The 26,746-nt window shown below is 71.9% G+C and carries 24 protein-coding genes and 6 pseudogenes; 13 read left to right on the top strand and 17 right to left on the bottom strand.

The window, feature by feature from the left end:
- Positions 1–96 precede the first annotated feature (96 nt).
- Positions 97–852 carry a restriction endonuclease gene (locus tag DRB89_RS19105; RefSeq protein WP_112450617.1) on the top strand — a complete coding sequence of 252 codons (756 nt, stop codon included), beginning with the start codon at positions 97–99 and terminating at the stop codon, positions 850–852.
- A 486-nt stretch (positions 853–1,338) separates the two neighbouring features.
- On the opposite strand, the gene DRB89_RS19110 is transcribed toward DRB89_RS19105, so the two are convergent.
- Positions 1,339–2,073 carry an SDR family oxidoreductase gene (locus DRB89_RS19110; protein ID WP_112450618.1) on the bottom strand — a complete coding sequence of 245 codons (735 nt, stop codon included), beginning with the start codon at positions 2,071–2,073 and terminating at the stop codon, positions 1,339–1,341.
- 144 nt (positions 2,074–2,217) lie between these two features.
- On the opposite strand from DRB89_RS19110, the gene DRB89_RS19115 reads away from it, so the two are divergent.
- Positions 2,218–3,012: a helix-turn-helix transcriptional regulator gene (locus DRB89_RS19115; protein WP_112453710.1), complete on the top strand. Its 795-nt coding sequence runs from the start codon at positions 2,218–2,220 to the stop codon at positions 3,010–3,012.
- On the opposite strand, the pseudogene DRB89_RS44655 reads toward DRB89_RS19115, so the two are convergent.
- Positions 2,979–3,071, bottom strand: a pseudogene (locus tag DRB89_RS44655) (TIGR00730 family Rossman fold protein); the annotation flags it as partial. The gene DRB89_RS19115 and the pseudogene DRB89_RS44655 overlap by 34 nt on opposite strands.
- A 388-nt stretch (positions 3,072–3,459) precedes the next feature.
- Here DRB89_RS44655 and DRB89_RS19125 point away from each other — a divergent pair.
- The 3 genes from DRB89_RS19125 to xdhC are packed head-to-tail and all read left to right on the top strand — an operon-like array spanning position 3,460 to position 8,241.
- Positions 3,460–4,977: an FAD binding domain-containing protein gene (locus tag DRB89_RS19125; RefSeq protein ID WP_112450619.1), complete on the top strand. Its 1,518-nt coding sequence runs from the start codon at positions 3,460–3,462 to the stop codon at positions 4,975–4,977.
- Positions 4,974–7,373 carry a xanthine dehydrogenase molybdopterin binding subunit gene (gene xdhB / locus DRB89_RS19130; protein ID WP_112450620.1) on the top strand — a complete coding sequence of 800 codons (2,400 nt, stop codon included), beginning with the start codon at positions 4,974–4,976 and terminating at the stop codon, positions 7,371–7,373. Before DRB89_RS19125 ends, xdhB begins: the two co-directional genes overlap by 4 nt.
- Position 7,374: 1 nt before the next feature.
- Positions 7,375–8,241, top strand: coding sequence for a xanthine dehydrogenase accessory protein XdhC (gene xdhC / locus DRB89_RS19135; RefSeq protein WP_112450621.1), 867 nt, complete (start codon positions 7,375–7,377; stop codon positions 8,239–8,241).
- 84 nt (positions 8,242–8,325) lie between these two features.
- Here xdhC and DRB89_RS44660 read toward each other — a convergent pair.
- Positions 8,326–8,465 (bottom strand): annotated as a pseudogene (locus tag DRB89_RS44660) (alpha/beta hydrolase); the annotation flags it as partial.
- Positions 8,466–8,700: 235 nt separating this feature from the next.
- Here DRB89_RS44660 and DRB89_RS19150 point away from each other — a divergent pair.
- Positions 8,701–11,196: a SpoIIE family protein phosphatase gene (locus DRB89_RS19150; RefSeq protein ID WP_112463356.1), complete on the top strand. Its 2,496-nt coding sequence runs from the start codon at positions 8,701–8,703 to the stop codon at positions 11,194–11,196.
- Between the two features lie 93 nt (positions 11,197–11,289).
- Here DRB89_RS19150 and DRB89_RS19155 read toward each other — a convergent pair whose 3' ends face one another.
- Both DRB89_RS19155 and DRB89_RS19160 read right to left on the bottom strand, forming a co-directional pair.
- The gene (locus tag DRB89_RS19155; protein WP_162688647.1) at positions 11,290–11,562 is read right to left on the bottom strand and encodes a hypothetical protein; all 273 of its coding nucleotides are present in this window, start codon (positions 11,560–11,562) and stop codon (positions 11,290–11,292) included.
- A gap of 83 nt (positions 11,563–11,645) precedes the next feature.
- Positions 11,646–12,359: pseudogene (locus DRB89_RS19160) on the bottom strand (hypothetical protein); the annotation flags it as partial.
- Here DRB89_RS19160 and DRB89_RS19165 point away from each other — a divergent pair.
- A pseudogene (locus tag DRB89_RS19165) lies at positions 12,360–12,521 on the top strand (3-hydroxyacyl-CoA dehydrogenase family protein); the annotation flags it as partial.
- Positions 12,522–12,641: 120 nt separating this feature from the next.
- Positions 12,642–13,277 (top strand): TetR/AcrR family transcriptional regulator, encoded by a 636-nt coding sequence (locus tag DRB89_RS19170; RefSeq protein ID WP_112463357.1) that lies wholly within the window; start codon positions 12,642–12,644, stop codon positions 13,275–13,277.
- A gap of 64 nt (positions 13,278–13,341) precedes the next feature.
- Here the strand turns inward: DRB89_RS19170 and DRB89_RS19175 are convergent, their stop codons facing one another.
- The 4 genes and pseudogenes from DRB89_RS19175 to DRB89_RS44665 form a co-directional block, all read right to left on the bottom strand.
- On the bottom strand, positions 13,342–14,745 hold the full coding sequence (locus tag DRB89_RS19175) for a HAMP domain-containing sensor histidine kinase (protein ID WP_112452351.1): 1,404 nt from the start codon (positions 14,743–14,745) through the stop codon (positions 13,342–13,344).
- Positions 14,742–15,473: a response regulator transcription factor gene (locus DRB89_RS19180; protein ID WP_112452350.1), complete on the bottom strand. Its 732-nt coding sequence runs from the start codon at positions 15,471–15,473 to the stop codon at positions 14,742–14,744. Before DRB89_RS19180 ends, DRB89_RS19175 begins: the two co-directional genes overlap by 4 nt.
- A 25-nt stretch (positions 15,474–15,498) precedes the next feature.
- Positions 15,499–16,059: a hypothetical protein gene (locus DRB89_RS19185; RefSeq protein WP_112452349.1), complete on the bottom strand. Its 561-nt coding sequence runs from the start codon at positions 16,057–16,059 to the stop codon at positions 15,499–15,501.
- Positions 16,060–16,174: 115 nt separating this feature from the next.
- Positions 16,175–16,405 (bottom strand): annotated as a pseudogene (locus DRB89_RS44665) (AMP-dependent synthetase); the annotation flags it as partial.
- 61 nt (positions 16,406–16,466) lie between these two features.
- On the opposite strand from DRB89_RS44665, the gene DRB89_RS19195 reads away from it, so the two are divergent.
- The 5 genes from DRB89_RS19195 to trxA all read left to right on the top strand — a co-directional run bounded on the left by DRB89_RS19195 (position 16,467) and on the right by trxA (position 20,293).
- Positions 16,467–17,138, top strand: coding sequence for a discoidin domain-containing protein (locus tag DRB89_RS19195; RefSeq protein WP_162688648.1), 672 nt, complete (start codon positions 16,467–16,469; stop codon positions 17,136–17,138).
- A gap of 24 nt (positions 17,139–17,162) precedes the next feature.
- Positions 17,163–17,864, top strand: a complete 702-nt coding sequence (gene sigM, locus DRB89_RS19200) for an RNA polymerase sigma factor SigM (RefSeq protein ID WP_112448018.1) — start codon at positions 17,163–17,165, stop codon at positions 17,862–17,864.
- Positions 17,861–18,808, top strand: a complete 948-nt coding sequence (locus DRB89_RS19205; RefSeq protein WP_112448017.1) for a hypothetical protein — start codon at positions 17,861–17,863, stop codon at positions 18,806–18,808. Before sigM ends, DRB89_RS19205 begins: the two co-directional genes overlap by 4 nt.
- 127 nt (positions 18,809–18,935) lie before the next feature.
- On the top strand, positions 18,936–19,895 hold the full coding sequence (gene trxB, locus DRB89_RS19210) for a thioredoxin-disulfide reductase (RefSeq protein ID WP_112448016.1): 960 nt from the start codon (positions 18,936–18,938) through the stop codon (positions 19,893–19,895).
- Positions 19,896–19,951: 56 nt separating this feature from the next.
- Positions 19,952–20,293, top strand: a complete 342-nt coding sequence (gene trxA / locus DRB89_RS19215; RefSeq protein ID WP_112448015.1) for a thioredoxin — start codon at positions 19,952–19,954, stop codon at positions 20,291–20,293.
- A 116-nt stretch (positions 20,294–20,409) separates the two neighbouring features.
- On the opposite strand, the gene DRB89_RS19220 is transcribed toward trxA, so the two are convergent.
- The 8 genes and pseudogenes from DRB89_RS19220 to rnpA all read right to left on the bottom strand — a co-directional run bounded on the left by DRB89_RS19220 (position 20,410) and on the right by rnpA (position 26,743).
- Complete coding sequence (locus DRB89_RS19220) at positions 20,410–21,027, bottom strand: GNAT family N-acetyltransferase (RefSeq protein WP_112448014.1); 618 nt, start codon at positions 21,025–21,027, stop codon at positions 20,410–20,412.
- Between the two features lie 101 nt (positions 21,028–21,128).
- On the bottom strand, positions 21,129–22,220 hold the full coding sequence (locus tag DRB89_RS19225) for a ParB/RepB/Spo0J family partition protein (protein ID WP_112448013.1): 1,092 nt from the start codon (positions 22,218–22,220) through the stop codon (positions 21,129–21,131).
- Positions 22,217–23,308, bottom strand: coding sequence for a ParA family protein (locus DRB89_RS19230; RefSeq protein WP_112448012.1), 1,092 nt, complete (start codon positions 23,306–23,308; stop codon positions 22,217–22,219). The genes DRB89_RS19225 and DRB89_RS19230 overlap by 4 nt, the downstream gene beginning before the upstream one ends.
- A 284-nt stretch (positions 23,309–23,592) precedes the next feature.
- Positions 23,593–24,303, bottom strand: a complete 711-nt coding sequence (gene rsmG, locus DRB89_RS19235; protein ID WP_112448011.1) for a 16S rRNA (guanine(527)-N(7))-methyltransferase RsmG — start codon at positions 24,301–24,303, stop codon at positions 23,593–23,595.
- Between the two features lie 152 nt (positions 24,304–24,455).
- Positions 24,456–24,965, bottom strand: a complete 510-nt coding sequence (locus DRB89_RS19240; RefSeq protein WP_112448010.1) for a R3H domain-containing nucleic acid-binding protein — start codon at positions 24,963–24,965, stop codon at positions 24,456–24,458.
- Positions 24,966–24,980: 15 nt separating this feature from the next.
- Positions 24,981–26,087 carry a membrane protein insertase YidC gene (gene yidC / locus DRB89_RS19245; protein ID WP_112448009.1) on the bottom strand — a complete coding sequence of 369 codons (1,107 nt, stop codon included), beginning with the start codon at positions 26,085–26,087 and terminating at the stop codon, positions 24,981–24,983.
- Positions 26,088–26,117: 30 nt separating this feature from the next.
- Positions 26,118–26,372: pseudogene (yidD, locus tag DRB89_RS19250) on the bottom strand (membrane protein insertion efficiency factor YidD); the annotation flags it as partial.
- Complete coding sequence (rnpA, locus tag DRB89_RS19255) at positions 26,369–26,743, bottom strand: ribonuclease P protein component (RefSeq protein ID WP_112448008.1); 375 nt, start codon at positions 26,741–26,743, stop codon at positions 26,369–26,371. The pseudogene yidD and the gene rnpA, both read right to left, overlap by 4 nt.
- Positions 26,744–26,746 lie beyond the last annotated feature (3 nt).

Consider the following 26,746-nt stretch of genomic DNA (forward strand, 5'->3'; position numbering starts at 1 on the left):
GCCCCGTCCCGACCATGCGGTGGGATGGCCGCCGACCAGGGCGTTTGCGGGCCGAGATCCGGGTCAGACGAGGAGCTGTCGAGGGGGGGCTCCTGCATGACGTTGCCGGGGGAAGGCACGAGGAGGACGGCCGAGCGCGGTTCCACGGCGTTCTGGCGCGACGTGGTGCTGGCCGTGGGTCTCCCGGGGATCTGCGTGGGCGGCCTGGTCATCTTCCTCAAGGCGGCCGCGGGAGCCGGAGCGGGGGCCCCGGTCGCACCCGTCGTCACGGCCGTGGTCCTCGCGGCCGGGGTGGCGCTGGCCAGGTGGACCGTGCCGCCCGTGCGGCGCCGCGCCCGGGCCCGGGCCCGTCCCGTACGCCACCCGGCACCGCGCACGGAGCCGGAGGATCCGATCGGGGCGAGCCCGGTACCGGACGTCAGTGCCGGTGCGCTGGACCACGCCGCGGTCGACGCCGACGGCTTCGAGCACACGATAGCGGCGCTGTGCGCGCGCGACGGCTGCACGTCCGTGGAAGTGGTGGGCGGCGCGGGCGACTTGGGCGCCGACGTGATCGCCACGACCCGGGACGGACTGCGCGTCGTCGTCCAGTGCAAGCACTACGCCGACACCAACCGCGTCGGCTCGCAGGACCTGCAGCGCTTCGGCGGCACCTGCTTCGCCGTCCACGAAGCCGACGTCGCGATCGTCGTCACCACGAGCTCCTACACCGCCCCGGCGCTCGACTACGCCGCCGTCCGCGGCATCGTCTGCGTCGACGGCGAAGCCCTGGCCGCCTGGACCGGCCTGGCCTCGTCCCCGCCCTGGGAACCGGGCGGCCCTGATGACACCGCCCGGGTGTCCGCGACCTGACCGGTGGGGCCCGGGCCCCGGCGACGGCCGGGCCCCGGGCTAGCCGGCGGCGGCCCTGACGGGCGAGCTCGAGCCGGACCGTCTCGTCTTCTCGATTCACCGGTCGGGTACGGCGCACAGGTACGGCGGTCGGGTGGAACCGTCGTCTCCGGCGGCGCGAGTCCGGCGAGCCGCCGAGGTCCCGCCACCGCACTGGCCGGAAGCTGTGGCCCGTCACGAAGGGTGACCGGAGGCAGGGCGAGCAGCGGCAGAGGGGTTGGCATGTCGACATCCGCGGATGGTGCGCGCAAGGGTCGGGGACGGGTCGCGAGAGGCGGCGGCCGCCGCCGCGCCGACCGGATCGGCGCGGCGGTGGCCCTCGGCCTGGCGCTCGCCGTGGCCCTGCCCGGAGCGGCTCTGGCCGCCCCGGGCGATCTGGATCCCGCCGTTCGGCGGCGGCGACCAGGACCCGCAGTCGGCGCAGCAGGTCCTCGGACGTCCCGCCGGTCACCGGGCACTCGCGGCCGGACGGACGACGATCTCGTTGACGTCGACCCCGGCCGGCTGGGCGACGGCATAGGCGATGGCGTCGGCGATGGCGGACGCCGGCAGCGCCACGGCCCGATAGGCCTTCATCGCCTCCCTCGCGTCGGGATCGGAGATCCCTTCGGCCAGCTCGGACTCGGTCACGCCCGGGGAGACCAGAGTGACCCGCACGGAGCCGTCCGACTCCTGGCGCAGCCCTTCGGACACGGCCCGGACGGCGAACTTGGTGGCGCAGTAGACGGCCGCGGTGGGCGACACCTCGTACGCGCCGACGGAGGCGACGTTCACGAAGTGCCCGCCGCCCTGGAGGCGCATCACGGGCAGGGCTGCGGCGATCCCGTGCAGCACGCCCCGTACGTTCACGTCGATCATCCGGTCCCACTCCTCGACCTTCAGCGCGTCCAGCGGCGAGAGCGGCATCACTCCGGCGTTGTTGACCATCACGTCCACCCGGCCGTAGCGCTCCCGGGCGGCGGCCACGAAGGCCCGTACGTCAACGGCGTCGGTGACATCCAGCCGCCGGAAGGCCGCGGTCCCGCCCGCCCCGCCGATCTCCCGGCTCAGCGCATCGAGCCGATCGGTGCGCCGTGCGCCCAGGAACAACCGGTGGCCGTCGGCGGCGAGCCGACGGGCCGTCGCCTCCCCGATCCCGCTGCTCGCTCCGGTAATGGCCACGACCTTGGCCTCGTTCCTCATGCCTGCCCCACTCCTCGTTCGAAACGTTCGACACGGATGCCTCCGCCCGACCGAGTCTGCGCAAGCGGCGGCCGGCCAACCAGGACGCAGCACACCCAGGCAGTACGCCCCCGCACGCCCTAGCCTGTGGCCATGACCGTGACCGTGACCGGCAATCTACTCGGGGAGTTCCTCCGCGCGCGCAGGGCGGCCCTGGGGCCGCGGGACGTCGGCATGGCGAGCCACGGCGTACGCAGGGTCGCCGGCCTGCGCCGCGAAGAGGTCGCGGACCTGGCCGGAGTGAACGCGGACTACTACGCCCGGCTGGAGCAGGGCCGCGAACGCCATCCCTCGCCCCAAGTCCTCGACGCCCTCGGCCGGGCCCTGCGCCTGGCGCCCGAGCCCCGCGCGCACCTGCACCGCCTGGCCGGCGCACCCCCGGCCGACGGGCCGGCCGACCGCCCGGCCACCGCCCGGATCGGCCCGGCGCTGCGCCGGCTCCTGAACGGCTTCCCGGACGACCCGGCGTTCGTCATCGACGCCACCCTGGACATCCTGGCGGCCAACTCCCGCGCCAAGGCCCTGCATTCACCATTCGCACCGGCGGACAACCTGGCGCGCATGGTCTTCCTCGACCCGGCCGGCCGGGACTTCTACACCGACTGGACCGCCACGGCCCGGGCCACCGCGGCCCACCTGCGGCAGGCTTCCGGCATCACACCGGACGACCCGCGCCTGTGGTCCCTCGTCCGCGCCCTGACCGCCGAAAGCCCGGACTTCGCCCGCCTGTGGACCACGCACGACGTCCTGGGCAAGACCGAGGGCACCAAACGCCTGCACCACCCGTCGGCCGGCCCGCTGACCGTGACGTACCAGTCCTTCGACGTCCGCGCCGCCCCGGGCCAACAACTCATCGTCTACCAGGCTCAGCCCTCCGCGCCCACGCTCTCCTCCAGATAGGCGAATGCCGTGACGGCGTCCTCGGCGAAGAAGACCAGGTCGGTCAGCGGCACGGGCAGGCGCCGGCGCGGAGGTGACGTCGCGCGCGGCCGACCGGTACGACATCTGCTTGACCGATCAATCTTCGCCGCGTAACTTCGACGCCACCCGCTCGTGAGCACTGGAAGGAGGCGAAGCCGGATGTCAACCCCCTCCAAGGCGCTTCGCCTCGCACACCAGATCGCCTGGGCTCCGGGTCGCGTAGCACACGGCTGCTGAACAGCCCCCTTCCCGGCGTGCCCGATCACGGCCCCGGGACCTCCCCCCTCTCTGTCACCACTTACGGCACCTCATCGCGTGCCGGTTCGTCGCGCTGCGCGTTATCGAGCTGCGACCACTGAAATAGAAAGCTCCTGAAATGGCGACTAGGACAGTCAGATCGACCGCGCCCCGGAACGAGGACCTGCCATGGTAGCGGCGCGGATCACGGTCAACGGGAAAGAAGCACCGCTTTCACCGGCCGCCGCCCACACCACGGTGCTGGACTTCCTGCGCGAGCGCGGCCTCACCGGCACCAAGGAGGGCTGCGCCGAGGGTGAATGCGGTGCGTGCTCGGTCCTGGTGGCGCGGCCCGGGGTGAAGAAGCCCACGGACTGGGTGGCGGTCAACGCCTGCCTGGTGCCGGTCGCCTCGCTCGACGGCCAGGAGGTCGTCACCTCCGAGGGCCTCGCCACCGCCGGCGCACCCGGCGCGCCCGCCGCGCTGCACCCCGTACAGGAGGAGATGGCCGTCCGCGGCGGCTCCCAATGCGGTTACTGCACACCGGGGTTCATCTGCAGCATGGCCTCCGAGTACTACCGGCCCGACCGCTGCGCGCACGCGCAGCCGGAGTCGGAGTCGAAGCCGGACTCAGACTCGGACTCGGACTCGGACTCGGACTCGACCGGCGGCACCGACTCCGAGCACGGTCCGAACGGCTTCGACCTGCACGCGCTGAGCGGGAACCTGTGCCGCTGCACCGGCTACCGCCCGATCCGCGACGCGGCGTTCGCCGTCGGCTCGCCCGCCGAGGACGACGTACTGGCGCAGCGGCGCGAGGAGTCCCCGCCCGCGCCGGCCGCCACCGAGTACGCCCAGGGCGACAGCGCGTTCCTGCGGCCGGGCACCCTGGCCGAAACGGTGCGGCTGCTGCGCGAGCGGCCCGAGGCCGTCGTGGTCGCCGGCAGCACCGACTGGGGGGTGGAGGTGAACATCCGGTCCCGCCGCGCCCGTTGCGTGGTCGCGGTCGACCGGCTGCCCGAACTGCGTGAGCTGCGCGTCGAATCCGACCACATCGAGATCGGGGCGGCGCAGACGCTCACCGAGATCGAACGCCGCCTCGACGGCAGCGTCCCGCTCCTGGCTGAGCTGTTCCCGCAGTTCGCGTCCCGGCTCATCCGCAACAGTGCAACCCTCGGCGGCAACTTGGGCACCGGCTCCCCCATCGGTGACAGCCCTCCGGTGCTGCTCGCCCTGGAGGCCTCGCTGCTGCTGGCCGACGCCGACGGCGAGCGCGAGGTCCCCCTGGCCGACTACTTCACCGGCTACCGGCAGAGCGTGCGCCGTCCCGGCGAGCTGATCCGCGCGGTGCGCGTCCCGCTGCCGCTGTCGCCGGTCACGGCCTTCCACAAGATCGCCAAGCGTCGTTTCGACGACATCTCCAGCGTGGCGGTCGCCTTCGCCCTCGACATCGAGGACGGGATCGTCCGCAAGGCGCGCATCGGCCTGGGCGGCGTGGCCGCCACCCCGATCCGCGCCCTCACCACCGAGGCGGCGCTGGAGGGCAGGGACTGGTCGGCGCGGACCGTCGAGGCCGCGGCCCAGGTCCTGCGGGCCGAGGGCACACCGATGGACGATCACCGCGCCAGCGCCGGCTACCGCTCCGCGATGCTCGGCCAGAGCCTGCTCAAGCTGTACGCGCGAACCCCCGAGGCGGTGTCGTCATGAGCCAGTTGTCCCAGCGTCCCGAAAAGCCCGTCGTCGGGGTTTCGATGCCGCACGAAAGTGCCAACCTGCACGTCACCGGTGCGGCGCTCTACACCGACGACCTGGTCCACCGCACCAAGGACGTGCTGCACGCCTACCCGGTCCAGGTCATGAAGGCCCACGGCAGGATCACGGCGCTGCGCACCGAGCCCGCGCTCGCCGTGCCCGGTGTGGTCCGCGTACTGACCGGCGCCGACGTGCCCGGCGTCAACGACGCCGGGATGAAGCACGACGAACCGCTGTTCCCCGACGCGGTCATGTTCCACGGCCACGCGGTCGCCTGGGTACTGGCCGAGACCTTGGAGGCGGCCCGGCTCGGCGCGGCGGCCGTTGAGGTGGACCTCGACGAGCAGCCCTCCGTGATCACGCTGCGGGAAGCGATCGAGACCGGGAGCTTCCACGGCGCCCGGCCCCTGATGCTGGCCGGCGACGTCGACGCGGGCTTCGAGGACTCCGCGCACGTGTTCACCGGCGAGTTCCAGTTCTCCGACCAGGAACACTTCTATCTCGAGACGCACGCGGCGCTCGCGCTCGTCGACGAGAACGGGCAGATGTTCGTCCAGAGCAGCACCCAGCATCCCTCGGAGACGCAGGAGATCGTCGCCCACGTCCTCGGGCTGCACAGCCACGAGGTGACCGTGCAGTGCCTGCGGATGGGTGGCGGATTCGGCGGCAAGGAGATGCAGCCGCACGGGTTCGCGGCCGTCGCCGCGCTCGGCGCGCTGCTCACCGGCCGGCCGGTTCGGGTACGGCTCAACCGGACCCAGGACCTGACCATGTCGGGCAAGCGCCACGGGTTCCACGCCTCGTGGAAGATCGGCTTCGACGCCGAGGGCCGCATCCAGGCCCTGGACGCCACCTTGACCGCGGACGGCGGCTGGAGCCTGGACCTGTCCGAGCCCGTGGTGGCCCGTGCGCTGTGCCACATCGACAACACCTACTGGATCCCCAACGCACGCGTCGCCGGCCGCATCGCCAAGACCAACAAGGTCTCCAACACCGCCTTCCGCGGTTTCGGCGGACCCCAGGGCATGCTGGTGATCGAGGACATCATGGGCCGGTGCGCGCCACTGCTCGGCCTGGATCCGATGGAGCTGCGCGAGCGCAACTTCTACCGGCAGGGCCAGTCCACGCCGTACGGACAGCCGGTGCCCCGTCCCGAACGCATCTCCGTCATCTGGCGGCAGGTCCGGGAGGACGCCGCCGTCGCCGAACGGGGCCGCGAGATCGCGGCCTTCAACGCCGCGCACCCGAACACCAAGCGGGCGCTGGCGATCACCGGGATCAAGTTCGGGATCTCCTTCAACCTCACCGCCTTCAACCAGGCCGGCGCACTCGTCCTGGTCTACAAGGACGGCTCGGTCCTGATCAACCACGGCGGCACCGAGATGGGGCAGGGCCTGCACACCAAGATGCTGCAGGTGGCCGCGACCACCCTGGGCATCCCGCTGCACAAGGTGCGGCTGGCCCCGACGCGCACCGACAAGGTGCCCAACACCTCCGCCACCGCCGCCAGTGCCGGGGCGGACCTCAACGGCGCGGCGGTGAAGAACGCCTGCGAGCAGATCCGCGAGCGGCTGCTCCAGGTGGCGGGCACCCAGCTCGGCGCGAACGCCTCGGACGTGCGCATCGTGGAGGGCGTCGCACGGGTCCTCGGCAACGACAAGGAGCTGGCCTGGGACGACCTGGTGCGCACCGCGTACTTCCAGCGGGTCCAGTTGTCGGCCGCCGGTTTCTACCGGACCGAGGGCCTGCACTGGGACGCGAAGGCGTTCCACGGCTCGCCGTTCAAGTACTTCTCCTACGGCGCCGCGGCGACCGAGGTGGAGGTGGACGGCTTCACCGGCGCGTACCGGATCCGGCGGGTGGACATCGTCCACGATGTGGGCGACAGCCTCTCGCCGATGATCGACATCGGTCAGGTCGAGGGCGGATTCGTGCAGGGCGCGGGCTGGCTGACCCTCGAGGACATGCGCTGGGACGCCGGTGACGGGCCGAACCGCGGCCGGCTGCTGACCCAGGCGGCGAGCACGTACAAGCTGCCGAGCTTCTCGGAGATGCCCGAGGAGTTCAACGTCAAGCTGCTGGAGAACGCCACGGAGGAGGGTGCGGTCTACGGGTCCAAGGCGGTCGGTGAGCCCCCGCTGATGCTGGCCTTCTCGGTGCGAGAGGCGCTGCGGCAGGCGGCCGCGGCGTTCGGGCCCGCGGGAGTCAGCGTGGAACTGGCCTCGCCGGCCACGCCCGAGGCCGTGTACTGGGCGATCGAGGGAGTCCGCGGGGGTGGCGTGCCCGGCGGCGGTCATCCGCCCGTCGCGGGCGAAGCCCCGTACGGCTCAAGCGCTTTGAGCCATGCCTGACATGAGCTGGGTCGCCGCGGTCGCGCGGTTGCGAGCACTCCGGGAACCCGGCGTGCTCGTGACCGTCGCGACCGTGCGCGGCCACGCGCCCCGCCGGGCCGGTGCCAAGCTCGTCGTGGGCCGGACCGGGACGTGGGGTTCGATCGGCGGCGGCAACATCGAGGCCGTCGCCATCGACCGGGCGCGCGAGCTGACCGGCGCGGCCGATCCGGAGCCGGAGCTGATGGAGTTCGCCCTGAACGACAAGGTCACCGGCCGGCACGGCGTGCAGTGCTGCGGCGGAGCCGTCACCGTGCTGCTCGAACCGCTGCCGGTGGTCCAGGCGGTGGCCGTCTTCGGCGTCGGGCACGTCGGGCTGGAACTGGCGCGCATCCTGGCCCGTCACGACCTCGACCTGCACCTCGTCGACTCCCGCCCCGACATGCTCACCGACGAACGGCTCGGCGTGCTGTCGGACGCGGTGGCGCAGGTCCACGTCCACCACACCCCGTTGCTTCCGGAGGAGGTGCTGGCGGAGCTGCCGCCCGGCACCCACGTCCTGATCATGACCCACGACCACGCCGAGGACGCCGCACTGTGCGACGCCGCCCTGCGCACCGCCGGTCTCGGCTCGATCGGTCTGATCGGCTCGTCCGCGAAGTGGGCGCGGTTCCGCCAACGCCTGGCCGCCGAGGGCGGCCACGACGCCACGGCCATCGACCGGATCAAGACCCCGATCGGACTGACCGAGATCACGGGCAAGGAACCCGCCACGATCGCGGTGAGCGTCGCGGCGGACCTGCTCCGGGCCTTCGAGGAGGACCGCCACTGGGCGGTGGCGAACACCGTTGCCGTGCTGCCGGAACAGGCGGTCGCGTCCGCCCCGTGACCGGGCACGGGGGCTGCGCGGTCACTGCGCCGACGGCCGGACGGCCTGGGCCAGCCGGTGTGCCGGGGCCTCGGCGCCGGACCGCGGCGGGTCGACGACCCGCACCCGGTGGGCGTCGGCCGCGAGCCGCTTGCCGAAGCGCGCGTACGTGGCCCGGGTCTCCCCCGGCCGGGCACCACGATGACGGTGCCGCGCCGATCCTGGGGCGGCGCGGCTGGTCCCACGCGCTGAGGTAGGCGTCCGCCCGGCGCCCCCCTTTTGAAGACCCCCTGCCAGATCCGGTCGCCGAAGTCGCCCGCGGCCGGCTGGATCCGGAAACCGGGCGTACGCACCTCCTCGTTCGCCTGTACGCCCTCCCGGCCGACGAGGCCTGAGCCCGGATGGCGTAACGCCCCTGGCCCTCGCCGCGGACATCGACCAGCATGGGCGGAGCGGGACCCGCGGACGAGATGGGCACGCATGCGCGCCACTGAGAGCAACCAGGACTATCCCTTCGCTGTCACGAACACGGCCGCGGCACTGCTGGACGGTGCCGGGACGATCGTCGCCTGGACACCGGCCGCCGAAGCCCTCCTCGATCGCCGGTCCGCGGACGTGTGCCGCCGACCGGCACGGGACCTCCTGGCGGACGCGGGCGGCTGGGAAGCGGTTCTGGCTCAGGGCGGGCAGGCGGAGCGGGCACGGCACGAGGGGTGGGAGGGCCGGGCCACCCTGCGGCACGGTTCGGGACGCGAGCTGGAGCTCGGCTTCCGCGTCATCCCGCTGAACGACGGCACGCGGGGGGACGCGGCCCGCTGCCTCGTGCTCGGCGCACCCCTGGAGCTGGTCGCCCAATGGCGCCAGGACCACGCCTTCACGCATGAACTGTTCCTGCAGGGCCGAGTGGGCCTGGCCGTCTTCGACGCCGACCTGCGACTGCTGCGCACGAACACGCACCTGTTGCCGTACACCGGGGTGCCCGTCGAGCTGAAGGGCCGGCGCCTGGCCGACTTCCTGTGGGCCGAGGACGCCCGGACCATCGACGACCGGCTGCGGGAAGTCCTGCGCAGCGGGAACCCCCTGATCGGCTTCAACACGACCGCGCGCACCACGGACGACCCGAGGGGCGGCCGGGTCGTGACCATCCAGGCGTTCCGGCTGCAGGAACCCGACGGACATCCGATGGGTGTGGCGACGGTGTTCACCGACGTCACCGACCACGAGCGGTCGCGGGGGCGCCTCGACCTGCTGTACCGCGCGACCGGAGCGCTGGGCGGTTCGCTGTCCGTCCTGCGCACCGTCGAGGACCTGGTCAAGATCCTGGCGCCCGCGTTCGCCGATTGCGCCGCGGTGGATCTCGCGGAGACCGTGCTGACCGGCGGTGAACCGGCCGCTGACGGTCACCTCACCCAGCCCTTGATCCGCATGGCCGTCGCGGGTGCGGAAGCGGACGTGCTGCGTACGGGTACGGCCCACTTCACGGATCCTCTCGCGGCGGCCGTTCCGTACCCGACCGTGCCCGGGGCGGGCGGGACCGAACCGGCCGCTCCCGAGGCGCGGGAGTGCCGGGGAGAGCTGATCACCGGCCTCGGAACCCCGTCCGCGGGGCCCGGGAACGACGCCGCCCCGGAGTGGGCCACCGCTGTCCCGGGTGCGCGTTCGGCGGTGACGGCGCCGCTGTGCGCTCGCGGCATCAGGTTCGGAAGGATCACGCTCTGGCGCACGGGGGACGCTCCCCCGCTGGACGAGGACGACCTGGCACTTCTGGAGGAGATCGCCACCCGTGCGGCCGTCGCCGTGGACAACGCGCGGCGGTACACCAGGGAACGCCGTACCGCTGTGGGCCTGCAGCGCAGCCTTCTGCCGCCGGCCACCTCGGAAACGCCCGCACTGGAGGCCGCCGGCCTCTACCTGCCCGCCGACGCGGACAGCGGCGTGGGCGGCGACTGGTTCGACGTCATCCCCCTGTCCTCGGCCCGTGTCGCCCTGGTGGCCGGGGACGTCGCCGGCCACGGACTGCACGCCACGGCCATGATGGGACGCCTGCGCAGCGCCGTACGCGCGATGGCGGACCTGGAGCTGGAACCCGAGGAACTGCTGGCGCACGTGGACGACATGGTCCTGCAGGTCGTCGCCGAGGCCGAGAGCGACGACTGGGAAGACGGCGACGCGGGCACGGCGCCGCGCAGCGGACCGGCCGGGGCCACCTGCCTGTACGCCGTCTACGACCCGGTCTCCCGCAGCTGCGTCATGGCGAGCGCCGGACACCCGCCCCCGGCCGTGGTCAGCCCGGACGGGACCGTGGAGTACGTCGAGCTGAGCCCCGGCCCACCCCTGGGGGTCGGTGGCTGGCCCTTCGAGCAGGTCGAACGCGAGCTGCCTCCGGGGAGCGTCCTCGCCCTGTACACCGACGGCCTGATCGAACGGGGAGAGGGGGACATCGACCAGGGCATGCGCGACCTGGCGGACCGCCTGCTGCGCGCGGACGTACTCGGCCGGCCGCTGCGCGAGGCCCGCCATGACATCGTGCGGGGGTTGCCGCCGGGCCGGCTGAGGGACGACGTCACCCTCCTGCTGGCCCGTACCCGGGTGGTGGACGCCGACTCCATCGCGACATGGCGGCTCGACGCCGACCCGGCGATCGTCGGTGACGCGCGCCGTCTCGCCCTGGAGCAGCTGACCGCTTGGGACCTCGACGAACTCGCCTTCAGCACGGAGCTCATCGTCAGCGAGCTGGTCACCAACGCCATTCGCCACGCCGGCGGCCCGGTCCGGCTCCGGCTGATCCGGGCGGACACCCTGACGTGCGAGGTCTCGGACTCCAGCAACACGCAGCCGAGGATGCGGCGTGCGAGGAGCTCCGAGGAAGGCGGCCGCGGCCTGTACATCGTCGCCCAGCTCTCGCACCGCTGGGGCAGCCGCTACACCACGGGAGGCAAGACCGTCTGGTCCGAACAGGGCCTGCCCCCTGCGTGACCGGCCGGTCGCGAAGAGTCCGTTGGACCGACCTCGGATCAACGCGACGGTGCCCCCGGGTCGCACGCGCCGGGGGCACTTCGCGTCGTGCCGCTACGGCGCGGCCACCGGCATGACGTGGCCGAGCAGGCCCTCCCTCACATAAGGCCCTTCACAGTCGGCCCTGTTGGAGACGAAGTGGTCGAATGCGGAAGGTGCGTAGCACCGGTAGAGGGGCACCGAGCCCGGCACCGCCTTGGTGTACACGTATCCGACCGCGCCGAGGGGCTGTTGGCCCTCGCACCCCGGGTCGGCGGTCAGCAGCGAGTGGTCGGCCGCCTTGCACTCGTAGAGCCGGACCGTGCCGGGCGCGGGGTCCCTCAGCACCTTCCACACCCCCTCGTGGGTGAACCCGGCGGGCAGGGGGCGCGAGGAGGCCAGGTGTCCGGCGTGGGGGCGGTGGCCGCGGACCAGTCCGGTACGAGGCCGTAGTGGGTGCCGCCGCCGTCCGTGTTGACGTCCCAGACGCGCGAGCCGGTGACCTGCCGGTCGAGGACCGAGCCGCCGTCGGGGCTGCGGAAGGGGTAGCGGACGGGGTCTGCGCCCGCGGCCCGGGGGCCGGGGAGCCAGGCGAAGCCGTTCATGTCGGTGCCGATCCCGTACCCGGCGCCGTACTTGGCGCGCAGGGCGGCGTGCCGGCGCGCCTCGGCGGTGAACGCGGGCGCCTCGTACATGTGGCCGGTGACGAAGCCGCCCAGGCGGTAGACCCGCTCGGTCCAGTTGTCGTCCATCCAGCCGTGGGTGGAGAGCACGCCGGAGTAGCGTTCGGATTCGAGCATCCGCAGCGCCTGGTTGGCCGCCTTGACGCTCATGTGGTCGATCTCCAGCATCATGTTGCGCTTGGTCATGCCCAGCACCGCGTACTCGCCGAGTGCGGTCAGGCCCCGGCGGTTGCACTGCGCCGCCTGCAAGGAGGCTCCGGACGAGGGCAGTTCGACTCCTTCGGGCAGGGCCCCCCGGACGCGGGACTCCGCCTGCGCCGCCGCCCCCGGCGCCTCCTGGAGACCCTGGCCCCCGGCGGCGAGCCCGAAGCCGATCGGGTTGTCGTGCTCGGGACCGGGGCAGGGCTCCGTGCTCCAGAAGGTGCCCGTCGACAGGAACTGGCCGACGTAGACGGCCATGCCCTGGCCGACCTCATCGGACTGGACACCGTCCAGGCGATCGCCCGGTCGATGTACGCGGAGTACCGGGAGCCGTTGTACGCCCCGCCGCCGCTGCTGGCCCGGATGGTGGACGCGGGCCTGCTCGGCCGCACGACCGGCCGGGGTTTCCACACCTACTCCTGACCGCCCGACCCGGGAGCCCCATGCGCGAGGATGGGGGGGTCCGGCGGGCCGGGCCGCCGGGGTCCTTCCACCCAACCCACGCACCCGGTCCGACGGGCGCCGACACGGGGAGCAGCCAACGTGACCAAGGCCGAGCGCGCACTCGAAACGCGTGAGCGAATCCTCACGGCCGCGTGCGAAGTGATCGCCGACATCGGCTTCGAGCACGTCAGCATGCGCAAGGTCGCCGAGCACGCCGGGGTCTCGAAGGCCCTGCTCCACTACCACTTCGACACCCGCGAGAAGCTCTTCGCCGAGGCGATGACGCACTCCTTCGCGAAGACCGGCACGGACACCGGCAGCGACGACGATTCGCGCCCGGCCGCCGTCGTCCTGGCCCGGATCGTACGGAGCATGCTGCCCACCGATCCGGAGCTCCGCCAGGACCGGAAGCTCTGGCAGGAGCTGTGGGTGCGCGCCCTGCGCGACGGCGCGGCCCGGGACCTCGCGGTCGACCTGTACGACCAGTTGCACGCGTGGGTCGCCGGAGTCGTGGAACGGGGCATCGGTTCCGGTGAGTTCACCGACTGCGACGTCGTCGAGGTCAGCACGCTGGTGCTGGCCCTGTGCGACGGCCTGGGCAACCGCCTGATGCTGGAGGCCCCCCGGATCGACATCGCCACGGCCCAGTCGACGATCTGGCGGGCGATCGCGCCGGCCCTCGGGATCGCCCCGGTCTTCCCCGAGGTCGCGCCGGGGGTCTCCCCGGCGGCCTGACGGCGCGGGCCCACCCCGGGTCCGCCACGGGCCCACCCCGGCCCTCACCGGCCTTCACCGGCCTTCACCGGGCGCGCGGCCGCCCCGTACGACGTCGGGAGGCGCGCGGTCCGCGTCCGGACGGCAGGGGTGCGGCGAGGCCGAAGACCACGGTGATCTGCGCGCCGCCGCGCGGCCCGCGGGCGATGCGCACCGATCCCCCGGTGACGGCCCCGGCCCTGCGCGCGATGTCGAGGCCGAGCCCCGAGGAGCCGCTGCTGCTCCCCCGGGACAGGGCCCGGTCCGGTTCGGGGATGCCCGGACCCGCGTCCTCCACGACCAGTTCCACCGCCTGGGCGGTGCGGGTGACGCGGACGCCGAACGGGGTGCCGGGCGGGGTGTGCCGGAAGACGTTGCCGATGAGCGCGTCCACCACGGCGGCGACGTCGTCTTCGCAGAGGCCGACGGCCGCGGGCTCCTGGGTGAGGTCGAGGGAGCAGGGCCGGTCCTGCTGCTCCGCCAGGACCGCCCAGAAGGCGGTCCGGCGGCGCACGACGTCCGCCGCCTCGCAGCGGGGTCCGGCCGGTCCCGGGCCCGTGGCCTGATGGGCCGTGCCCGCTTCCGGGCCGAGCATGCCCTGGCCCATGGGGCCCACGGCGAGCGGTGTGCGGGCCGCGGTGATGATGGCCTGGAGTTCCGTTTCCAGTGCGCACACGGCGGCCTCGACCCTGGCCGACTCCGGAGAGCCGGCCATGCGTTCCGATGCCAGGTGCAGGGCGGTCAGCGGGGTGCGCAACCGGTGGGACAGGTCGGCGACCAGCTCGCGTTCGACGGCGAGCAGCTCGGTCATCCGGTGGGCCATGGTGTTGAAGGCCACGGCCGCCTCCCGCAGTTCCCTGGGGCCCATCGGGTCCACGCGGGCGTCCAGGTCTCCTTGGCCCAGGGCCTGGGAGGCGTGGGCGAGCCTCTTGGAGGACCTGACGACCTTCGCGCCGAGGCGGTCGGCGACCAGTACGGAACCGCCGACCAGTCCCACGGCGAGGAGGAGCATGACCGCCCAGGAGGCCTTGACCCCGCGGGTCAGCTCCTGTTCGGGGACGAAGTTCTCGATGACGGCCACCTGGTCGCCGGGCAGCACCACCGGCTGCAGGCAGATCCAGCCGCCGGGAATGCGCTGGGAGATGGACTCGCGGCCCTGCCGGGCCCGTTCGAGCAGCGCCCCGGGAGACTTGGATTCGCCGAGGGCCGGGGCGTCCGGCAGGTGCACGACCACGTACTCGGCCGCGTCCATGCTGGCGGCGGACTCCCGCAGGGCGGACGGCTCCGTGGTCAGTGCCAGTACGGGGGCCAGCGCGGCGGCCCGCTGCTCGGCCGCGGTGACGCTCTGCTCCTTGACGAGCGACATCACCAGTGCGGCCAGCGGTATGAGGAAGGAGAGGGCGACCATGGACGTGACGGCGAGCGCCACTCCGGCCAGGGATCGTCTCACCGCGGTGCCACCAGCTTGATGCCGACGCCGCGGACGGTGAGCAGGTAGCGCGGGGCCGCGGCGCGTTCGCCGAGCTTGCGGCGCAGTGAGGACAGGTGCACGTCGACGGTCTGGTCGTCCACGTACGGCTCCCGCCAGACCTCGGTCAGCAGCCGCCGTTTGGAGACGACCTGGCCGGTGTGGTGGGCGAGGAAGGCCAGCAGGTCGAACTCGCGTCGGGTGAGGCGGAGCTCGCGGCCGGACAGGTGGGCGGTGCGCGCCCCGGGGTCCACCGCCAGCTCGCCCACGGTGGTGGGGCGCAGCGGTTCGGCGGCCTGTGCCGGCCGCGATCCGGGGGCGGCGTGCGCGGCATGGGCGGGCTGAAGGCGGCTGGTGCGCCTCAGAACCGCGGAGAGGCGTGCGATGAGCTGGCCCCCGGAGAAGGGTTTGACCAGGTAGTCGTCGGCGCCCGCGTTGAGGAGCCGGATGATTTCCGCTTCGTCGTCGCGGGCGGTGGCCACCAGGACGGGAACGGAGGATATGCCCCGGATCATGCGCAGTGCGTCTCCTCCGTCCAGATCGGGCAGCCCCAGGTCGAGGACCACCGCGTCGAGGGGCGTCTGGGTGACCTCGCGCAGTGCGCCGAACCCGTCGCCCGCGCTGCGCACGGCATACCCGTGCTCCGCCAGGACTTCGATGAGTGACTGGCGGATGCTGGGGTCGTCTTCGACGACCAAGACGCTCGGCATGGGCACACCTTAGGTGAACGGTCGTTCAGTGGCCGACGAAGGCCGGGCCCTCTTCGGTGACGCGCAGGTGGACGGGGCGGTCGGAGACCGGAATGGTGCAGCCCTCCTCGGAGCTGCAGCTCGCGTACCCGAGCAGTACGGTCGCGTCCCCGTTGCCGTCCAGGCGGATCGACAGTGTGGTGGTGACGGGGCCGTCCGGGTACACGGGGACCGGGGCCTCGACCCCGGGCACGCTGATCGTGAGTACGTCCGCCGCGGCCGTCAGCTTCCCGTCCGCCCGCAGGACGCCGGTGACGTCCATCGCGGTCGGCCGCCCCACGCCCTCGATCCCGGTGGCCGGCAGATCGGTGCTGTAGAGGTGGAACCCCTTCTCCTCGGGGGTGAAGAGCGCGGTCAGGGTGGCCCGTGGCGGACGCCAGTCGGAGATCGAGAGCGTGACGGTGACCCCGTTCTCGGTGAAGCTCGTCGTGGGCGCGGAGCCGGTCCCGGCGGGCTGCCCGCCGCATGCCGCGAGGGTGGCCAGGGAGAGGAGGGCGGCCGCGACCCGGGCCTTGCGGGAGTGCCTCACGTACAGGGAAACGTTCATCGGTGGCGCCTTCGTGAAGGAGGAGGGAGGGGAAGGAAGGGAAGAAGGCGCACAGGGCGGCGGCGGCGCGGCGGCCGGCGATGAAGGTCAGTTCGCCCCCGTCGGTGACATCCTTGCCGCTGACCGGGGCGAGCAGCACGATCTCGTGACCGGGGGCGAGGCGGCCCGTCGGTCCCGGGTTGTCGGGTGCGCCGGCGAAATAGCCCACCTGCAGGGTGGTCTCGGTCTGGCCGAAGCCGTCACGGATGGTCACCCCCCACGCCTCGCGGACCTTGTCGATAGCCTCGGGGTTGAGCTATTCGACCGCGGCGACAACCTCGCGCGGCGGGGTGCTGAGCAGTGTTAGGACCGGGATCTCGTGGGCCCGGAGAGATGTATAGATATGTATAAGGGCCAGGCCGCTCCCCGTGGCACCCCCGCCGCCGCCCCTGCAGAGCCGGACGGGCCGGGCCCTGAAGTGGGGTGTGGCGGCCCTGCTGATCGCCGCCCTCGGCCTGGGCAGCTGGCAGCTCGCAGACACCCTGCTGGGCCGCGCCAACCAGGGCAGCAACGGCAGCAACCAGAACCCGAACCCGAAGTCCGACGAGGCCCCGGAGAACAAGGACCCGGTCGTCCTCGCCCCCACCGGCGCCGCCGAGTACTACCCCGACGGCAAGCCACAGGACGCCGAAGGCGCCAAGAGCACCTTCGACGGGGACAACTCCACCTACTGGCGCACCAAGTACTACCTCGACGGCCCGGACATGAACCCGGCCTACAAAGAGGGCCTCGGGATCGTCTACGACCTCGGCTCGGAGCAGGACGTCAGCGGAGCATCGATAACGCTGAAGTACGCGGGCGACCACACCACCGCCACGCTCTACAAGGCCTCCTCCCTTTCCCCGTCGGCGTCGCTCGCGTCCATGGAGAAGATCGTCACCGAGACGACCTCGTCCAGCACGCTCAAGCTGGCCGCCGAGAAGCCCGTCAAGGCCCGCTACGTCCTCGTCTGGATCACCGCGATGCCGGACGCGCCCCCGGACACGTTCAGCGGGGCCGGGTACAAGCAGGCCATCGCGGAAGTGAAGTTCACGGGCTGACGACAGCAGGGGGAGGGCCCACCGTTGAACGAAGCCACACCCGACGGCCGCAGCGACCAGGAACTCCTGTCGCTGCACGCCGCCGGCGATCCCGACGCGTTCGGTGAGCTCGTCCGCCGCCACCGCGACCGGCTGTGGGCGGTGGCCCTGCGCACGCTCGGCGACCGGGAGGAGGCCGCCGACGCCGTGCAGGACGCCCTGGTCTCCGCCTACCGGGCCGCGCACACCTTCCGCGGGGAGTCCGCCGTCACCACCTGGCTCCACCGCATCACCGTGAACGCCTGCCTGGACCGGGCCCGCAAGGCCGCCTCCCGCAGGACGTCCCCCCTTGACGACACGGACCGCCTGGAGCGCCTCCTGGAGCCCCACGAGTCCGCCGAGGCCCCCGCGGAGCGCCAGGACCTCCACCGCCAGCTCCTGGCCGCCCTGGGCACCCTGCCGGCCGAGCAGCGCGCCGCGCTCGTCCTGGTCGACATGCAGGGCTACCCCGTCGCCGAGGCGGCCCGGCTGCTCGACGTCCCCGTCGGCACCGTGAAGAGCCGGTGTGCGCGCGGCCGGGCGAAACTGGTCCCGCTCCTCACTCATCTGCGCACGTCCACCGGGGATAACACCGACACCGGGCGGGGAAGGAACCGGACACCCGGGACAACCGTCCCACCGGCGGCAGACCGCGGGGACGCAGCCCCGGACCCCAACGCAGTGAAGGGCGGAGGTGGGCGAGCGTGAGCACCACGACCGGCACGGTCCGGCACCCCGACGTCTCGGAGATCTCCGAGCTGACGGAGGGCCTCCTCTCCCCGTCCCGTACGGCGGAGGTCCGCAGCCATCTCGGCGACTGCGCCCTGTGCGCCGACGTACGCGCCTCCCTGGAGGAGATCCGGGCCCTGCTCGGCACCCTTCCCGGGCCCGCCCGCATGCCCGCCGACATCTCCGGCCGGATCGACGCGGCCCTCGCCGCCGAAGCGCTCCTCGACGCCACCACCCCGCGCGAGGACGCCGCCCCCGCACCGCGGCCCGCGGCCCGCGGCCTGTCCGACCCCGCTGTTTCACGTGAAACACCGCCCGACCGGCCCACGCGGGCCGCCGCCCCGCGGCCCTCCGGTCACCCGGCCGGCCCAACCGGCCCCGGTCGGCGCCGGGCCCGCCTGCGGATCGCCCTCGCCGGCGGCCTGCTCGCTTCCTGCGCCGCCGGCCTCCTGCTGTTCAACCTGGTCTCCGGCCCCGCTTCCTCCCCCGACCGGAGCGCCCAAGGCGATGCCGCCACCGCGCTGTCCAGGCCCGGCGGGGACGAGTACACCGCGCAGGGGCTCCAGGGACAGGTCCGGGAGCTCCTCGCCACCGGGGACCAGCCGAAGGGAGACACGGGCGCGGGGGACCGGAACAAGACCCTCGGAGTGGAGAACAGCCCCCCGACCTCGCCGGAGCTCGCCCCGGGGGACCGCGAGGCACCCCCCGTCCCGGCCTGCGTCCAGAAGGCCACCGGCCGCTCCGAGAGCCCGCTGGGCTCCGAGCAGGGCACCTACGAGGGGACCGAAGTCTTCCTCGTCGTCCTGCCGCACCCCGGCGACCCCGCCTCCGTGGACGCCTACCTCGTCCCCTCCACCTGCGTCGGCACCCCGTCGGCCGCCCCGGGGAAGCCGCTGCTGACCGCCACCTACCCCCGGAGCTGAGACCCCGCAGGGCCGAGGGGGTCAGCGCGGGAATGCATGCGCCGTAGGATCCGTTGGGTGGGGTGAAGGTTCACACCGGCCCACCCCCCGGTAGGCAGCAGGCAGTCCAGAGACGAGGAAGCAACCCGTGAGCGACGTTCGAAACGTGATCATCATCGGCTCCGGGCCGGCCGGTTACACCGCCGCCCTGTACACCGCACGCGCTTCGCTCAAGCCCCTGGTCTTCGAAGGTGCCGTCACCGCCGGCGGCGCGCTGATGAACACCACCGAGGTCGAGAACTTCCCCGGCTTCCAGGACGGCATCATGGGGCCCGACCTCATGGACAACATGCGCGGCCAGGCCGAGCGTTTCGGCGCCGAGCTGGTTCCGGACGACGTGGTGGCCGTGGACCTCACCGGCGAGATCAAGACCGTCACCGACACCGCCGGCACCGTGCACCGTGCCAAGGCCGTGATCGTGACCACCGGCTCGCAGCACCGCAAGCTCGGCCTGCCGAACGAGGACGCCCTCTCCGGACGCGGCGTCTCCTGGTGCGCCACCTGCGACGGCTTCTTCTTCAAGGACCACGACATCGTCGTGGTCGGCGGCGGCGACACCGCGATCGAGGAAGCCACCTTCCTCTCCCGGTTCGCCAAGTCCGTCACGATCGTGCACCGCCGCGATTCGCTGCGCGCCTCCAAGGCCATGCAGGACCGCGCGTTCGCCGACCCGAAGATCAAGTTCGCCTGGGACAGCGAGGTCGCCGCGATCCACGGCGAGCAGAAGCTCTCGGGACTCACCCTGCGCAACACCAAGACCGGTGAGACCTCCGAGCTGCCCGTGACCGGCCTCTTCATCGCCGTCGGCCACGACCCGCGCACGGAGCTCTTCAAGGACCAGCTGGACCTCGACTCCGAGGGCTACCTCAAGGTCGACGCCCCGTCCACCCGCACCAGCCTCACCGGTGTGTTCGGCGCGGGCGACGTCGTCGACCACACCTACCGCCAGGCCATCACCGCCGCGGGCACCGGCTGCTCCGCCGCCCTCGACGCCGAGCGCTTCCTCGCCGCCCTCGCGGACGCCGAGAAGACGCACGCGACGGTCTGACGCACACCCAGCAGCACCACACCCCACTCTCCCCGCAGGAAAAGAAGGAGGCCGCTGTGGCCGGCACCCTCAAGAACGTGACCGACGCTGACTTCGACGCCGAGGTCCTCAGGAGCGACAAGCCCGTCCTGGTGGACTTCTGGGCCGCCTGGTGCGGTCCGTGCCGCCAGATCGCTCCCTCCCTCGAGGCCATCGCCGCCGAGTACGGGGACCAGATCGAGATCGTCAAGCTCAACATCGACGAGAACCCGGCCACGGCCGCCAAGTACGGCGTCATGTCCATCCCGACGCTGAACGTCTACCAGGGCGGCGAGGTCGCCAAGACCATCGTCGGCGCCAAGCCGAAGGCCGCCATCCTGCGCGACCTGGCGGACTTCGTCGAGGTCAAGACCGTCTGACGCACCCGCACCGGTGACATGCGAACGGGGCCGCCCCTGGCCGGGGGCGGCCCCGTTCGCATGTCCCGCGCAGCGGCGCCGCAGCTCGGCAGCGCCACAGCGATACGGCAGCCGCGTCAGAGCGGCCGCAGCGCCGGCTCCTTGCGGGCCGCGCCCAGCAGCCGGTCCAGGGCCAGCTCCACGTCTTCCTTCCACGACAGCGTGGACCGCAACTCCAGCCGCAGCCGGGGGTGGACCGGATGCGGCCGGACCGTCTTGAAGCCCACCGCCAGCAGGTGGTCGGCCGGCAGGAGACAGGCCGGACGCTCCCACCGGACGTCGCCGAACGCCTCGATCGCCCGGAACCCCCTGCGCAGCAGGTCTTTCGCCACCGCCTGGACCATCACCCGCCCCAGGCCCTGCCCCTGATACCCCGGCATGATCCACGCCGTGATGAGCTGTGCGGCGTCCGGTGAGACCGGACTGGTCGGGAAGGCGGTCGCGCGCGCCACATAGGCCGGCGGGGCGTACAGGACGAACCCGACGGGCACCTCGTCCACGTAGACCACCCGGCCGCACGAACCCCATTCGAGCAGCACGGCGGAGATCCACGCCTCCTTCTCCTGGGCAGAGGTGCCCGCCTTCACCGCAGCCGCACCGGTGACGGGATCCAGCTCCCAGAAGACACAGGACCGGCAACGCCGGGGCAGGTCCTGAAGGTTGTCCAGCGTGAGCGGTACCAGCCGACGACCCATGACCGCATCGTATCCACAGCTCGAATCACCCGAAACCGCAACAAGGCAAAGGGGCGGGCCGCGCCGGTTCGCACCGGCACGACCCGCCCCCAGGCTGGGCGCTACTCCCCGGAGAGTCCCTGGTCCAGCACCCGGCCCTCGCCCGGCGCCAGCGTGCCCAGGATCCGCTCCAGGTCCTCCATGGACGCGAACTCGACGGTGATCTTGCCCTTCTTCTGACCCAGGTCCACCTTCACCCGCGTCTCGAAGCGGTCGGACAGCCGCGTCGCCAGCTCGTTCAGCGCGGGGGCGACCCGGGCCCCGGCCCGCGGACCCTTCGACTTCACCGCGCCCGGATTCTCGGACCCCATCAGCGCGACGATCTCCTCGACCGCGCGCACCGAGAGGCCCTCGGCCACGATCCGGTGCGCCAGCCGGTCCTGCTCCTCGGAGTTGTCCACCGAGAGCAGGGCCCGCGCGTGCCCCGCCGACAGGACGCCCGCCGCCACCCGGCGCTGCACGGGCGGCGACAGCTTCAGCAGGCGCAGCGTGTTCGAGACCTGGGGGCGCGAGCGCCCGATCCGGTCCGCCAGCTGGTCGTGCGTGCAGTTGAAGTCCTGGAGGAGCTGGTCGTACGCGGCGGCTTCCTCCAGCGGGTTCAGCTGAGCCCGGTGCAGGTTCTCCAACAGCGCGTCCAGCAGCAGCTTCTCGTCGTCCGTGGCACGGATGATGGCCGGAATCCGCTGCAGGCCCGCCTCCCGGCACGCCCGCCAGCGCCGCTCGCCCATGATGAGTTCGTAGCGGCCCGGGGCCGCCTGCCGGACCACCACCGGCTGGAGCAGGCCCACCTCCTGGATGGAGGTCACCAGCTCGGCCAACGCGTCCTCGTCGAACACTTCCCGCGGCTGCCGCGGGTTCGGCGTGATCGAGTCCATCGGGAGCTCCGCGAACGTCGCACCCGCCACCTCGCCGGCCGCCGGATCCGCTGCCGGCTCCGGCTCGGCCGCCACGATCGGCACCGATGTTTCACGTGAAACATCGGCCTGCGCCAGCGAGGCCAGCCTCGCCGCCGCGATCCCCCGCTCCGAGGGCAGCACCGGAACCGCCGACGGAGACGTCGACCCGGCGCCGATCACCGGCGGCGTCTTCTCCTGGGGAGCCGCGGGAATCAGCGCGCCGAGCCCCCGCCCCAGACCCCTACGTCGCTCACTCACTGGATCCCCTCCGCCATGCTCTGCGTGTTGTTCAGGCCCGCACTCAGATGAGGGTGCTGGGCGTCGTACTGGATGCCGGCCCCGCGCAGCGCGATCTCCCGCGCCGCCTCCAGGTAGGAGAGGGAACCGCTGGAACCCGGATCGTAGGTCAGCACCGTCTGCCCGTAGCTCGGGGCCTCGGAGATGCGGACCGACCGCGGGATGCTCGTGCGCAGCACCTCCTTGCCGAAGTGCGTGCGCACCTCCTCCGCCACCTGCGAGGCCAGCCGGGTCCTGCCGTCGTACATCGTCAGCAGGATCGTGGACACGTGCAGCGTCGGGTTCAGGTGGGCCCGCACCAGGTCGACGTTGCGCAGCAGTTGACCCAGCCCCTCCAGCGCGTAGTACTCGCACTGGATCGGGATCAGCACCTCGGCGCCCGCGACCAGGGCGTTCACCGTCAGCAGGCCCAGCGAGGGCGGGCAGTCGATCAGGATGTAGTCGAGCGGCTGCTCGTACGCCTGGATGGCCCGCTGGAGGCGGCTCTCCCGCGCCACGAGGGAGACCAGCTCGATCTCCGCGCCGGCCAGGTCGATGGTGGCCGGAGCGCAGAAGAGCCCCTCCACATCGGCGACCGGCTGGACGACCTCCATCAGGGGCCGGCTGTCCACGAGCACGTCGTAGATGGACGGCACGTCGGCGTGGTGGTCGATGCCCAGCGCCGTGGAGGCGTTGCCCTGCGGGTCGAGGTCGACCACCAGGACCCGCGCACCGTGCAGGGCCAGGGAGGCGGCCAGGTTCACGGTCGACGTGGTCTTGCCCACGCCGCCCTTCTGGTTGGCGACCACCATGATCCGGGTCTGTGCGGGCCTGGGCAGGCCCTCACCCGCACGGCCCAGCGCCTCGACCGCGATCTGCGCGGCTCGGCCGATGGGCGTGTCTTCGTTGTCCACTAGCGGCGGGGCCGATGTTTCACGTGAAACATCTTCACCCGGCGATTCAGAGCGGGGACCGGGGACCGGTTCGGCCATCGGCCCCGCAAGGTTGGCGTCTGACCGCACGGTGTCACTCTCCTCGGCATCAGGCTCGCGATGAACAGAGCCTGCCATGTCACCGGGGTCGCGAACCAGCGGGGCCCGCACTCCTGTGGATGAATCCACCGATGTGGACAACTCCGTCCCCCCTTCGTGCTTGCGGTGACGGGGGGACGCAGCCGCACGACCGCGGCTGATGATTCCGTGCAGCAGAGAGCGACGTTTCACGTGAAACACGATGCCCGGACGGAGTCATCCGGCCGCTACGACACTCCGAAATCCATACCTATAGGGCGCAACACGCCCCGAAACTCCGCCGGATCCGGGGCCGCCCGCACAGAGAACCGGGCGGCCGGGGATCAGCGGCGCCGCCGGGTGCGGCTCACCCGGGCGGCCTTGGCCCGCTTCGTCGCGAACCTCACACCGCCGGGGCTCTCGCCCACCTCGACCCGCACCACCGTGGTCAGCGGGTCCACGATGCCCTCGCCGACGTGCAGCACCGAGGTCTTCACCACACCGAGCTTGGCCAGCGCGGCCTTCGCCGACACCAGCTCCTCCTCGGCGGTGTCGCCCTTGAGCGCCAGCATCTCGCCGTACGGCCGCAGCAGGGGAACGCCCCATCCGGCGAGCCGGTCGAGGGGGGCCACCGCCCGCGCCGTCACCACGTGCACCGGCTGCAGCTTGCCGAGGACTTCCTCGGCCCGCCCGCGCACCACCGTCACGTGGTCGAGCCCGAGCAGCTCCACGGCCTCCTGGAGGAAGTTCGTGCGGCGCAGCAGCGGCTCCAGCAGCGTGATCTTCAGGTCACGGCGCAGCAGGGCCAGTGGGATGCCGGGGAGGCCGGCACCCGAGCCCACGTCGCACACGGTGACGCCCTCGGGCACCACCTCGGCGAGCACGGCGCAGTTCAGCACGTGCCGCTCCCAGAGCCGCGGCACCTCGCGCGGCCCGATCAGACCCCGCTTCACGCCCGCGTCCGCCAGCAGCTCCACGTACCGCACAGCTTCCGGGAAAAACTCACCGAACACCGCGCGCGCCTCTTCGGGTGCCGGGGGCGCTTCTTCAGGCATCGGGGGAAGCTCAGCTGCCTCCGTCACGGGGACCGTCCTTCCGTACCGCATGGTTGTGGCCGTGCCGTGCCGCGGGCCACGTCGTCACTGCCAGGCTGACAAACATCGGCCCCGCCTGCGAGACAGACGGGGCCGAACACTCAAGCTTCCGGTCAGGCCGGGAGCACGACGACGAAGCGCTGCGGCTCCTCGCCCTCCGACTCGCTCCGCAGACCGGCGGCCGCCACCGCATCGTGGACGACCTTCCGCTCGAACGGGGTCATCGGGGCCAGCTTCAGGGGCTCGCCGGACGCCTTCACGTCCGCCGAGGCCTGGGCGCCGAGCGCCGCCAGCTCCTCGCGCTTCTTCGCCCGGAACCCGCCGATGTCCAGCATCAGCCGGCTGCGGTCCCCGGTCTCGCGGTGCACGGCGAGGCGGGTCAGCTCCTGCAGAGCCTCCAGCACCTCTCCGTCGCGGCCCACGAGCTTCTGCAGGTCGCGCGCGGACTCACTGACGATGGAGACCGAGGCGCGGTCCGCCTCGACGTCCATGTCGATGTCGCCGTCCAGGTCGGCGATGTCCAGCAGACCCTCAAGGTAGTCAGCCGCGATCTCACCCTCCTGCTCGAGGCGGGTCAGGGTGTCGCCACTCTCAGCGGCGGCGGTGGTGGTGCCTTCCGTCACGGGAGGGACTCCTTCTTACTTCTTGGGAGAGGGCTTGCTGGGGGGCGTCTGGCGCTGCGACTTCGACTGCCTCTTGGGCTGCTGCCGCTTCTGGAGACCGCCGCCTGCCGCATCGGCGTCGACGGTCGCCTCGACGCTCTTCGCCACGGAGCCGTCCGCCTGCGCGGCCAAGCCCTGCTTGGTCAGAGCGGTGATGAACTTGCGCTCGTTGTCGTTGCGGTCCGGGCCCTTGGCCACGATCCCCGCGACGATCTTCTTCTTGCCCCGGCCCTTGAGCTCGCCGTGCGAGGAGACCTGCTTCAGCAGACGCGTCAGGTACTGGTCCTGGGCCATGCTGCCCGGGGTGGGGTTCCGGCTGATCACGAACATCTGCTGGCCCATGGTCCACAGGTTCGTGGTCAGCCAGTAGACGAGGACGCCGACGGGGAAGTTGATGCCCATGACCGCGAAGATCAGGGGGAAGACGTACATCAGCATCTTCTGCTGCTGCATGAACGGCGTCTTGACCGAGAGGTCGACGTTCTTCTGCATCAGCTGGCGCTGCGTGTAGAACTGCGACAGCGACATCATCACGATCATGATCGCGGTGACGATCCGCACGTCGGTGATCGAGGCGCCGAGAGCGGCGACCTTGTCCGCGCTGTCCGTGAACTTGGACGCCAGCGGGGCGCCGAAGATGTGCGCGTTACGCGCGCTCTCCAGCAGCGGGCCGTCGATCTTGCCGATCGGGGTGCCGTTGGCGATGGAGGCGAGCACGTGGTAGAGCGCGAAGAAGAACGGGGACTGCGCCAGGATGGGAAGGCACGAGGAGAGCGGGTTGGTACCCGTCTCCTTGTACAGCTTCATCATCTCTTCGGACTGGCGCTGCTTGTCGTTCTTGTAGCGCTCCTGGATCGCCTTCATCTTCGGCTGGATCGCCTGCATGCCGCGCGTCGCCTTGATCTGCTTCACGAAGAGCGGGATCAGGCAGATGCGGATCAAGATCACCAGGGAGACGATGGACAGGCCCCAGGCCCAACCACTGTCCGCGCCGAACATGGCGCCGTACACCTTGTGGAACTGGACGATGATCCACGAGACAGGCGTGGTAATAAAGCTGAAAAAACTGGCAATCGTGTCCACTAATCAGGCTCCTTGAGCATTGCGAGATCTACGCAACGCACTGCGCAGCTGCTCGTGCCAACGCGGGCGTTTCCGGGGTGGGACGTGGTCCACGCCACCCGGGGACCACGGATTGCACCGCAGGATCCGCCAGGCGGTCAGAGCCGTCCCCTTCACCGCACCATGCCGGTCGATGGCCGTGTACCCGTAGTGCGAACACGAGGGGTAGTAGCGGCACACCGGCCCGAGCAGCGGACTGATGGTCCACTGGTACAGCTTGATCAATGCGAGCAGCGGGTACTTCATCGAGCCTCGCCTCCCGAGAGCCGCAGCAGTGCGGCATCAAGGTCCCGGGCCAGGTCGTCGTAACCGGCATCACCCGCTCCGGGCAGAGCCCGTACCACCACCAGGCTACCTTCGGGCAACCCGGACAGCCGATCGCGGATGAGATGGCGCAACCGGCGCTTGACCCGGGTGCGTACGACGGCGCCGCCGACAGCCTTGCTGACGACGAAACCCGCACGCGTCGAGGGATCGATCTCCCCCGGCTCGTGCGGGTCCGTTGCACCGCTTGTACGTAGGTGGACGACGAGGAGCGGGCGACCAGCCCGACGACCTCGACGTACCGCGCTCGCGAAGTCCTCGCGCCGCCTCAGCCGATTTTCGGGAGACAGCACGAC

It is taken from the genome of Streptomyces sp. ICC4 (genome assembly GCF_003287915.1).
Lineage (GTDB): Bacteria > Actinomycetota > Actinomycetes > Streptomycetales > Streptomycetaceae > Streptomyces > Streptomyces tritrimontium.

What these genes read in the sequence shown, in the direction of transcription:
- DRB89_RS19150 (WP_112463356.1), top strand. Translation starts at nt 8,701, where the DNA reads ATGCGCGCCACTGAGAGCAACCAGGACTATCCCTTCGCTGTCACGAAC.
- DRB89_RS19180 (WP_112452350.1), bottom strand. Translation starts at nt 15,473, where the DNA reads ATGCCGAGCGTCTTGGTCGTCGAAGACGACCCCAGCATCCGCCAGTCA.
- DRB89_RS19185 (WP_112452349.1), bottom strand. Translation starts at nt 16,059, where the DNA reads ATGAACGTTTCCCTGTACGTGAGGCACTCCCGCAAGGCCCGGGTCGCG.
- DRB89_RS19230 (WP_112448012.1), bottom strand. Translation starts at nt 23,308, where the DNA reads ATGGCAGGCTCTGTTCATCGCGAGCCTGATGCCGAGGAGAGTGACACC.
- rsmG (WP_112448011.1), bottom strand. Translation starts at nt 24,303, where the DNA reads ATGCCTGAAGAAGCGCCCCCGGCACCCGAAGAGGCGCGCGCGGTGTTC.
- DRB89_RS19125 (WP_112450619.1), top strand. Translation starts at nt 3,460, where the DNA reads ATGGTAGCGGCGCGGATCACGGTCAACGGGAAAGAAGCACCGCTTTCA.
- DRB89_RS19110 (WP_112450618.1), bottom strand. Translation starts at nt 2,073, where the DNA reads ATGAGGAACGAGGCCAAGGTCGTGGCCATTACCGGAGCGAGCAGCGGG.
- xdhB (WP_112450620.1), top strand. Translation starts at nt 4,974, where the DNA reads ATGAGCCAGTTGTCCCAGCGTCCCGAAAAGCCCGTCGTCGGGGTTTCG.
- xdhC (WP_112450621.1), top strand. Translation starts at nt 7,375, where the DNA reads ATGAGCTGGGTCGCCGCGGTCGCGCGGTTGCGAGCACTCCGGGAACCC.
- DRB89_RS19220 (WP_112448014.1), bottom strand. Translation starts at nt 21,027, where the DNA reads ATGGGTCGTCGGCTGGTACCGCTCACGCTGGACAACCTTCAGGACCTG.
- DRB89_RS19105 (WP_112450617.1), top strand. Translation starts at nt 97, where the DNA reads ATGACGTTGCCGGGGGAAGGCACGAGGAGGACGGCCGAGCGCGGTTCC.